Source organism: Sphingomonas sp. (assembly GCF_040398505.1).
Classification (GTDB): domain Bacteria; phylum Pseudomonadota; class Alphaproteobacteria; order Sphingomonadales; family Sphingomonadaceae; genus Sphingomonas.
Window position 1 is genome coordinate 1 of record NZ_JBBATX010000008.1, and the last position, 7,898, is coordinate 7,898.

A 7,898-nucleotide genomic window follows, 5' to 3' on the forward strand; every position below is an offset into this window, starting at 1 on the left:
TGGTCGGGGAGACAGGATTCGAACCTGCGACATCCTGCTCCCAAAGCAGGCGCGCTACCGGACTGCGCCACTCCCCGACGCGAGCGACGCGCTTAGAGGGGCGCGGCCGTTAGTGCAAGCGATGGATCGACGCGCAGCACCGACCAGCCTTGCGGCAGGTAATCGAGCGACATGTAGAAATAGAAAGCGCACGATCCGTCGCTGCGATAGCTCGCACCTTTCAGGATGCCGAGCGCGGTGGTGCCGGTGAAGACCGGCGATCCGCTGTCGCCGGCCTTGCAGGTGGGGCCGGCAACCGTCACCCAGGTCGGCAGGCAGGGGCCGCCGCACAAATCGCCCGCCGGTGCAAAGTCGGTCAGTTGCACCTCGGCGCAGCTGTACCCGGTGCGCTCGCCGCGATGGCAAACGAAATCGCCCGCGCGCGTGCTGGTGCGGCTGCGCTGCCCGGTCACCGCGCGCAGCCGGGTCTTGGCGGTGTCGGCGTAGAAGGTCGGGGCCAAGGGGGCAGGGGCCGTGTTGATCTGCACGTCGTGATAGCCCCAGCCCCATTGCCCGACAAAGGCGAGCGGCACGCTGGCCCCTTGCGGATCGCGGTAGCTCAATTGATCGAGGCAATGCGCCGCGGTGGTGATGGCGCTGCGCACGCCATCGGTCACGTTGAAGCCGGTGGTGCAGAGATAGCGTTTGCGGTCGTCCGGGCTGATTCCCTCGACGCGCGCACCGCCTTCGGGGCGCGCGCCGGGCGCGAGATTGACGTCGACATGGTTGAGCACGCGGATTTGCACCGGCGCGCCCGCAATCGCCTCGAGCCGGGCCTTCAGGACAGCGGTGCCGTCGGCGGCATCGAGGTTGCCGATGATGACGACCAGCTCGCCGGTGCGTGGATCGAGCCCCATCCCCGGCGGCGCACGCAGCGCAGCGCGGATCGCGGCCTGATGATAGGTCATCGCCCAGATCACGCGCTCGCGCGTGACCTTCGCGCCGGTGCGGAACACGATCGGAACCGTTTTCGCATCGGTGGTCAGTGTTTGATCGGGTACCGCATCGCTGCCGGTGAGGTACACCACGATCCGGTAATCCGGGCGATGCTCGATCGCGATCCCAGCAAGCCGGTCGCGATAGGTTTCGGCAATGGCGTCGGTGGCGGCGACGCTCGCATCCTGCGCGCCCAGCCGCGCGCTGGCCTCGTCCTGCGATACGCCGAATTGTCGGGCATATTCCGCCGCATCGCGTGCAAGCGACTCTGCCTCGGTTTCCAATCCGGCCGGCACCGCAACCGGCGGTGCCTGACCCCATGCCGCAACCGGCGCGATCAGCAGGGCAAAGACGAGGGCAGCGATCCGCACGCGGCGGCTATACCAGTTTCGCCGCGCCCGGGCGAGCCTCAGCCGACCCACGCCTCGAACGGCAAATCGAGGTCGTCCGCCACCGCCTTATACGCGATCTTGCCCTTGTAGACGTTGAGTCCGTTGGCGAGGTGCGGATCGGCCTTCATCGCGGCCTCGGCGCCAAGATTGGCAAGCTTCAGCGCGAACGGCAGCGTCGCATTGTTGAGCGCGAACGCCGAGGTGCGCGCAACCGCGCCGGGCATGTTGGCGACGCAATAATGGATCACGCCGTCGACTTCGAACACCGGGTCCTGATGCGTCGTCGCGTGGCTGGTCTCGAAGCAGCCGCCCTGATCGATCGCAATGTCGACCAGCACGCTGCCGCGCTTCATCGTCTTGACCATTTCGCGCGTGACCAATTTGGGCGCTGCGGCACCGGGGACGAGCACCGCGCCGATCACCAGATGCGCGCTCTTTACCGCCGCTGCAATCGCCGCCTTGCTGGCATAAGCGGTCTTGATCTGGCTGGAGAAAAACATGTCGAGTTCGGCAAGGCGCGCGTTCGAAATGTCGTAGATCGTCACGTCGGCGCGCATCCCGACCGCCATTTGCGCGGCGTTGACGCCCGACACGCCGCCGCCGAGGATCGCGACCTTGGCCGGGGCCACGCCCGGCACGCCGCCGAGCAAGATGCCGCGACCGCCTTGTTCCTTCTCCAGATAATGCGCGCCGACTTGCACCGACATGCGCCCGGCCACTTCCGACATCGGTTTGAGCAGCGGGAGCGAGCGATCGTTGGCGGTGACCGTTTCATAGGCGATGCACGTCGCGCCCGATGCCATCAACCCCTCGGCCTGTGGCTTATCGGCGGCGAGGTGGAGATAGGTGAAGAGCACATGGCGCGGCTCGAGCAACGCGATTTCGCTCGGCTGCGGTTCCTTGACCTTCACGATCATGTCGGACTGCGCGAACACCGCTGCCGCGTCGGGCAGGATCGTCGCGCCGGCCGCGATATAATCCGCATCCTCGAAATCGATGCCGAGGCCAGCGCCTGTCTGGACCATCACAGCGTGACCCGCCGCGACGAGATCGGATACCGACGGCGGGGTCAGCCCGACGCGATATTCGTGATTCTTGATTTCCTTGGGGACGCCCACACGCATCAGATCGACTCCGGTTTCGTTTGAAACTACTGAAGCGTGCGCTGCCACAGATGGCGTTGCGGGGGCAAGGGGTGCATGCTAGTGTGCCGTTCCATCGGGGCCTTGAACGTTGCCGTCATCCATGATCTATCGCCATGAAATTCCGGCAAGAATAGCTGCCGCGTGAGCATCGTTCAGCCTAGCGTCGGCAAGGGGGCCGCCGCGTCCGACGGCGATCTCGCCTCCGCTGATGGCGATCGCCACGGGCGTGGCAAGGATGGCCTCGCGAAACTCGCGCTCGGTGCGATCGGCATCGTGTTCGGCGATATTGGCACGAGCCCGATCTACGCGATGCGCGAAACCTTTGCCGGTCACCACAAGCTCGCGCTTGATTCGGAACATATCTTTGGCGTGATCAGCCTGATGTTCTGGTCGATGATGATCGTCGTGACCTTTAAATATGTCACCGTCATCATGCGCGCCGACAATAAGGGCGAGGGTGGCAGCTTGGCGCTGCTCGCCCTGGTCAATGGCAAGACCAAGAATAAGCGGTGGTCACGCGGAATCATCCTGCTCGGCGTGTTCGCCACCGCGTTGTTCTACGGGGATTCGATGATCACGCCGGCGGTGTCGGTGCTGTCGGCGGTCGAGGGTCTCGCGGTCGCGTCGCCGGGCCTGGGCAAGCTGGTCATGCCGATCGCGATGGCGATCATCATCGGCCTGTTTTACATCCAGCGCAGCGGAACCGCGCGCGTCGGCCTGTTCTTCGGCCCGGTGATGCTGCTCTATTTCGCGGTGATCGCAACGCTTGGCGTTTTGAGCATCGCGCAAACCCCGGAGATCCTCTGGGCATTCTCGCCGCATTATGCGGTCGAATTCTTTGCGCTCGATCCGCTGCGCGCGTTCCTCGCTTTGGGCTCGGTCGTGCTGGCGGTGACCGGCGCGGAGGCGTTGTACGCCGATATGGGGCATTTCGGCCGCAACCCGATTCGTGTTTCGTGGCTGTTCTTCGTGCTGCCCGCGCTGATGCTGAATTACATGGGGCAGGGCGCGTTGCTGTCGCGCGTCGGCGCTCCGGCACTCGAAAGCCCCTTCTACATGCTGGCCGCCGAGAATTTCCGGCTGCCCTTGGTGTTTCTGGCGACGGCCGCCGCCTGCATCGCGTCGCAAGCGGTCATTTCCGGCGCGTTTTCGGTGACGCAGCAGGCGATCCAGCTCGGTTTCATCCCGCGGCTGCGGATTGAACATACCAGTGCCGCGACGGCGGGGCAGATTTATATCCCGCTGGTCAATTGGGCGCTGCTGGTGATGGTGCTGTTGCTGGTCGTCTTCTTCCGCACGTCGTCGAACCTGACCTCGGCCTATGGCATCGCCGTGACCGGGGCGATGCTGATCGACACGTGTCTGTTGACGGTGGTGCTGTTCAAGCTGTGGAACTGGCCGGTCTATTATTCGGTCCCGCTCCTTGCCATCTTCTTCGTGGTCGATGGTGCCTATTTTGCCGCGAACCTGAACAAGGTCCCGTCGGGCGGCTGGTTCCCGCTGCTTGTCGGCTTCATCATCTTCACCTTCCTGACGACGTGGTCGAAGGGGCGACAGCTGATGATCGACCGGATGCGCGAATCGGCGATGCCGATCAAGGTGTTCATCCAGTCCGCCGCGACCTCGGCCACGCGCGTGCCGGGGACGGCGGTGTTCATGACGTCGTCGCCCGATGGCGTGCCGCATGCGCTGCTCCACAACCTCAAGCATAATAAGGTGCTGCACGAGCGGATTATCCTGCTGACGATCAAGATCGCCGATGTGCCGTACGTCGCCGAAGGGCAACACTGCTCGCTCGAGGATTTGAGCGCCGGGTTCCACCGGATGGTGCTGAAATACGGCTTTATCGAGGAGCCCGACGTGCCGGCCGCGCTCGCCAATGTGCACCGCTGCGGCGCGGATTTCCGGATGATCGACACCAGTTTCTTCCTGTCGCGGCAGACGCTGCTCGCCTCGTCGCATCCGGGCATGATGATCTGGCGCGAAAAGCTGTTCGCGTGGATGCTGCGCAACGCCGAAAGCGCGATGGAATTCTTCCGCTTGCCGACCAACCGCGTGGTCGAACTCGGCAGCCAGCTCGAAATTTGAGCGAAGCCGCGCCTATCATCGTAACCGCGCTGTTCGGTGCGGCCGATACGGCGTTCTTTGATGCACTGCGCGTTCGGCATTTTCCGCCCGATCGCAATCAGTTGAAGGCGCATCTGACGATGTTCCAGCACCTTGCGCCGAGCCTGGAGCGCGAGCTCAAACAACGGCTGGTCGCGGAAACCAAGGGTGTGCCGGCTCCGGATGCGCGAATCGCCGGGCTGATCTCGCTCGGTCGCGGCGTCGCTTTCCGGATCGACTCGCCCGCGCTGGAGGATGTTCGCGACCGACTCGCCGATGCTTTCGCCACGCTGCTGACGCCGCAGGACCGTGCTGGCTGGCGTCCGCATGTGACGATCCAGAACAAGGTCGACCCCGCCGCTGCCAAGGCGCTGCAGGCCGCGCTCGAGTGCGATTTTCGCCCGCGTGACGTGCGAATCGCCGGCTTGGCGACGTGGTGGTATCGCGGCGGACCATGGGAAGCGCTGTCGCGGCATATGTTCGCCCAAGTTCGAGGTTGACCGCTCGGGCACGCATTCCTATAGCCCGCGCCTCGCAAACGTCGGGTTCACCCCGGCGCTGGCATGGCGAAGTAGCTCAGTTGGTTAGAGCACGGGAATCATAATCCTGGGGTCGGGGGTTCAAATCCCTCCTTCGCTACCACCCCGTCGACGCGCGGTTTTCAGGCACCGATCCGCAGTTTCGCGCGGGTCCGAAATGGGCTAGCGCGACGGCGACGCCGCTGCATCGGCGCGGCGGATTCCAGGGGAGGATTGTCCATGTTCAGCCACATCATGGTCGGATCGAATGATCTCGACGCATCACGCAAATTCTATGACGCGACGCTCGGCGCGCTCGGTGCCCGCGCCGGATCCGAAAATAACGGCCGTATCGTCTACATGCATGGCGGCGGCCTGTTTTTGGTGACCAAGCCGATTGACGGCGAACCGGCCTGCCACGCCAATGGCGGCACGATCGGTTTTGCCGCGGCCTCGCCCGAACAAGCCGACGCCTGGCACGCCGCCGGTGTCGCCAATGGCGGCACGGCGATCGAAGCCGATCCCGGCGTACGCGAGGGTCCCTTTGGCAAGCTGTACCTCGCCTATTTGCGCGATCCGGCGGGTAATAAGGTTTGCGCGATGCACCGCATCCCGGCGTAACGATATGGGCGGAGCGGCTCTTGCGTGTCGCTCCGCCGCTGTCCATGTAACCGGTCGGCCCGCCGCCCCGGATAAGCGGCACGACAGGTAAGAAAGCGACCATGACCACCCATACCACCCGCATGTTGATCCTCGGCTCCGGCCCGGCTGGCTTGTCCGCCGCCATTTACGGGGCGCGCGCCGGAATGAAGCCGATCCTCGTCCAGGGCATCCAGCCCGGCGGGCAGTTGATGACGACCACCGATGTTGAGAATTATCCCGGTTTCGCCGACGTCATCCAGGGCCCGTGGCTGATGGAGCAAATGCAGAAACAGGCCGAGCATGTCGGCACGACGCTGCTGTACGATACGGTGGTTGAGGTCGACCTGACGCGGCGTCCGTTCCGGCTGGTCGGCGATAGCGGCGACATTTACGAAGGCGACGTGCTGATCATCGCAACGGGTGCGCAGGCCAGATGGCTCGGGCTCGACAGCGAGGAAGCGCTGAAGGGCAAGGGCGTCAGTGCCTGCGCGACGTGCGATGGCTTTTTCTATCGCGGCAAGAACGTCGCCGTCATTGGCGGCGGCAACACCGCGGTCGAGGAAGCGCTGTACCTCACCAACCATAGCCCGCACGTGACGCTGATCCACCGCCGCGACACGCTGCGCGCCGAACGCATCCTGCAGGAACGGCTGTTCGCGCACAAAAACATCACGGTGTTGTGGAACAAGGAAGTCGCCGAGTTCGTCGATGGCGGCGGCACGGCGGGCCTCGTCGCGATCGATCTGATCGACACGGTGACCGGCGAAAAATCGCGGCTCGATACCGAGGGCGGCTTCGTCGCGATCGGGCATCATCCGGCGACCGAGCTGTTCCGCGGGCATTTGCAGCTCGATGCCGACCATTATCTGTGCGTCGAGACGGGGTCGACGCGCACGAGTGTGCCCGGCGTCTTTGCGTGCGGCGACGTGATGGACAAGATTTACCGTCAGGCGGTCACGGCGGCGGGGACGGGGTGCATGGCGGCGCTCGATGCCGAGAAGTTCCTCGCGGAAGCTGCGTTCGAGCTGGCCGAGGCAGCGGAGTAGGGCGCGCTCCGTCGTATCTTACGCTTCCCTAACCTACGCTTCCCCGGCGAAGGCCGGGGCCCAGCCGCAATGGCGGAGGTAATGGAGTGCAGTCAGCGGTTGATTCTGCCGCGCTACTGGGCCCCGGCCTTCGCCGGGGTGGTAGCATGTGGGAAGCCGCATATCGCGAAACTCAGCGCTGCCCCAACGCCGCCACGATCCGCTCCTCAAGCCACGCCGCATCCCCCTCACGCGCGAAGCTGTGCGATGGCGTGTCGCGCGTGAAAGTCGGCAGCGTCAGCCCGGTCCGCGCAATCGCATCGCGATAGGCGATCGCGGTCGCATCGCCGCCTGCGAGCAGGATCGTGGCGCGGTCGTGCCAGCGCTCCAGCGCGGTGGCGACGCGCAGCGTTAGCGTATTCGGTTCAAACGGCGTAGCAGCAACCCGTGTCAACCCTTTGGCCAGCTTCGCGATATTCACCCCACCGCTAACCAGCCGCCACAGTTCTCGCGGGTCTTTTAGTTTCTCGGCATAGCGGCTGCGGATCGCGGCGGCGGGGGGGAGATCATCGGTCGGCTCGACCACCCAGGGATTGGCGAGGATCAGCCGGTCAATCCCGGCGGTCTGTCCAAACAGCGCCAGCGCGGTCGCGGCATCGCAATTGCCGAACGCCACCAGCCGTTCGATCCCGGCCTCCGCGCTGAACGTCGCGGCGGCACCGCCAATATCGGGGCCGGACGACAGGAAGCCGCCATTGCTGCCGGTCGAGTCGCCGATCCCGCGTCGGTCGAAGCGAAACACCGGAATGCCGCGCGCTGCCAGCCGTTGCGCCAGCAACGCCATCCCGCGATGCGCCCCGATCCGGATTTCATTGCCGCCCGAGACGATCAGCAGCCCGGTTTTGCCGGGAGCCCCATTGTCGGGGGTGTCCAGCGTCCCGAACAGCGTATCGCCCGCACACGGGAAGGACATCACCCTTCGCATGTTGCGATCCAGTCGGCGATGTCGTTGGCGAGGAGGGCGGCGAGGGCAGGGTCGTTGTCGGGCTCTGCCCGCCGCCACAGCGGCGTGCCGGGGATGTGGCGGTCGGCGGG

At 65.0% G+C, this 7,898-nt stretch carries 7 protein-coding genes and 2 tRNA genes; 5 read left to right on the plus strand and 4 right to left on the minus strand.

All coding sequences use genetic code 11. The features are described from left to right. The 3 genes from ABWP09_RS02115 to ald all read right to left on the minus strand — a co-directional run bounded on the left by ABWP09_RS02115 (position 1) and on the right by ald (position 2,491). Positions 1–77, minus strand: a tRNA-Pro gene (locus ABWP09_RS02115). Positions 78–92: 15 nt separating this feature from the next. Then, positions 93–1,346 carry a chymotrypsin family serine protease gene (locus ABWP09_RS02120; protein WP_353203516.1) on the minus strand — a complete coding sequence of 418 codons (1,254 nt, stop codon included), beginning with the start codon at positions 1,344–1,346 and terminating at the stop codon, positions 93–95. Between the two features lie 38 nt (positions 1,347–1,384). Beyond that, positions 1,385–2,491, minus strand: coding sequence for an alanine dehydrogenase (ald, locus tag ABWP09_RS02125; protein ID WP_353203517.1), 1,107 nt, complete (start codon positions 2,489–2,491; stop codon positions 1,385–1,387). Between the two features lie 162 nt (positions 2,492–2,653). Here ald and ABWP09_RS02130 point away from each other — a divergent pair, with 162 nt between their 5' ends. The 5 genes from ABWP09_RS02130 to trxB all read left to right on the plus strand — a co-directional run bounded on the left by ABWP09_RS02130 (position 2,654) and on the right by trxB (position 6,824). Further along, the gene (locus ABWP09_RS02130) at positions 2,654–4,600 is read left to right on the plus strand and encodes a potassium transporter Kup (RefSeq protein ID WP_353203518.1); all 1,947 of its coding nucleotides are present in this window, start codon (positions 2,654–2,656) and stop codon (positions 4,598–4,600) included. After that, positions 4,597–5,118, plus strand: coding sequence for a 2'-5' RNA ligase family protein (locus tag ABWP09_RS02135; protein WP_353203519.1), 522 nt, complete (start codon positions 4,597–4,599; stop codon positions 5,116–5,118). The genes ABWP09_RS02130 and ABWP09_RS02135 overlap by 4 nt, the downstream gene beginning before the upstream one ends. A gap of 65 nt (positions 5,119–5,183) precedes the next feature. After that, a tRNA-Met gene (locus tag ABWP09_RS02140) sits at positions 5,184–5,260 on the plus strand. Positions 5,261–5,376: 116 nt separating this feature from the next. Next, positions 5,377–5,757: a VOC family protein gene (locus tag ABWP09_RS02145; protein WP_353203520.1), complete on the plus strand. Its 381-nt coding sequence runs from the start codon at positions 5,377–5,379 to the stop codon at positions 5,755–5,757. Positions 5,758–5,858: 101 nt separating this feature from the next. Then, complete coding sequence (gene trxB / locus ABWP09_RS02150) at positions 5,859–6,824, plus strand: thioredoxin-disulfide reductase (RefSeq protein WP_353203521.1); 966 nt, start codon at positions 5,859–5,861, stop codon at positions 6,822–6,824. Positions 6,825–6,996: 172 nt separating this feature from the next. Here the strand turns inward: trxB and ABWP09_RS02155 are convergent, their stop codons facing one another. Then, positions 6,997–7,788 (minus strand): hydrolase 1, exosortase A system-associated, encoded by a 792-nt coding sequence (locus ABWP09_RS02155; RefSeq protein WP_353203522.1) that lies wholly within the window; start codon positions 7,786–7,788, stop codon positions 6,997–6,999. Between the last annotated feature and the right edge of the window lie 110 nt (positions 7,789–7,898).